This is a genomic window from Streptomyces sp. NPDC020490 (genome assembly GCF_044335305.1).
In the GTDB taxonomy this organism is placed as follows: Bacteria; Actinomycetota; Actinomycetes; order Streptomycetales; family Streptomycetaceae; genus Streptomyces.
Map to the genome: position 1 here is coordinate 1 of NZ_JBIRUY010000104.1, position 1,599 is coordinate 1,599.

Genomic DNA, 1,599 nt, shown 5'->3' on the forward strand with positions numbered 1-1,599 from the left:
GGTCGACAACCCATCTACCAGGAGCTTCACCTCTTCCGGAACATCACCCCCACGCCAACTGGTCAGCCGCTCAGCCAAGTTGGAAACGGCTCACTGGAAGATCGAAAATCTTCTGCACCACCTCCGCGACCGCACCTTCCGCGAGCACGGCTCCAAAATCCACGCCGGCCCACCACGCCGCCCGCGACTGCCGCAGACCCCTGACCGCCCTCGGCCGCACCGGATGACCCCGGACAGACCTCGAGCATGCAAGGGACCCTGCCTCGTCCTCAACGGAATCTGGAAGTGATCACCGTTGAGAAAACCTCATTGAGTGCACATTGCCCCGGCGGCCAAATCTGCCTTATCTGATTATGTAATTAGGCGACCGCTCGCGCGCATTCAGTGATATCACACCCGCGAGTTCCATTAAGCCCAGAAGTGGTGATTGTGATCAGAACCTCCAAGGCTTTCAAATTGCTGGCAACATCGATTATGGCCGGTGGGCTGTTCGCTGCCGTGATTACTCCGGCTTCGGCAGGGGAGTACACTGGAGCGCGCGACGTTCCTGCTTGGTCGGCGGGTTATGCCTACTGGTCCTGCCCCGATGGAAAAGTTCCCGTAAATCCCGAATTTACCCATTCCGACTATGTGACATACAGAAATCCTGTTGTTCGGCCGGACAAGGTGCTCAGGGTTGATGTTTTCAACGACAGTCGAACTCAAACGGGTGCCATTGTCGCAACGTATGACTGTGTGCCTCCTGACATCATTGACGTGCGCGGACCGTCTGGTGATACGGCTACGCCGGGAAAAAAGGCTCAGGCGACAGCAGCCTGCCCATCAACTCATCCCTACGTCATCGAAGCAAAAGTTGAGCTGTATGAAAGTAGGGGGGCTATTTCGGCTTATGAAGTCTCGAAGAATGCGGCCAAGGTCACCTCAGCTGCAGTTGTCGACTACCCGGGAACGGTGACGGTTGACCACTTGAATACCTCTGAAATGAAGGCCAACTCCATGTTCAACATCGACACCTATGGACAGGTTGAACTTAAATGCTCCACAATCGACATGACTATAGGATCTGCTCCGGATAAATTTCAGATTACTGATGTCATGAAGATCAACGAGGAAAACCTCTGGGGGGCGGGAAAGGCTGAAGCGCGGGTGTTCTGTCCTCCTCAGTACCGCGGAATAATCAGCTCAACTGCTGACGTGCAGCAGGGTATCGGATGGACCTCCCAGCTTGACCGAGCGACAGATCCTGATTCCGCCACCTTCTATTTCGTCGATCACCGGTCGGGCGACTGGATGGACAGCGTCGATGCGATTGTCACCTGCGGCGGGTAGAGAGTAATCACCACGCCTCCACCAGGGGCTTTGCATGTTGCGGTTCTGTCCGGTTGAGCACGTGAGTCCTGGTTGATCATGTCCATCCGAGTGTGGCCAGAGGGCGGCCTGGGTGGCGGGCATTGTGGCGGGTGGCGGCGGCAATGTCGGTGCGGCCGTCCCAAGGACTTTGCAGGGTTGCGGGTTGGGTGAGGTTGCCCGGTGATGGGCTGTCATGTCGCTTTATGGGGCCTGGGTGCGGGTGCGGGCACGGCCTCGTTGATCATGTGA

Annotated in this window: 1 protein-coding gene; it reads left to right on the forward strand. The window is 57.0% G+C overall.

The window, feature by feature from the left end; genetic code table 11:
• The first annotated feature begins 420 nt into the window (after positions 1-420).
• Positions 421-1,329 (forward strand): hypothetical protein, encoded by a 909-nt coding sequence (locus ACH4ZX_RS40280; RefSeq protein ID WP_398283904.1) that lies wholly within the window; start codon positions 421-423, stop codon positions 1,327-1,329.
• The last annotated feature ends 270 nt before the right edge of the window (positions 1,330-1,599 follow it).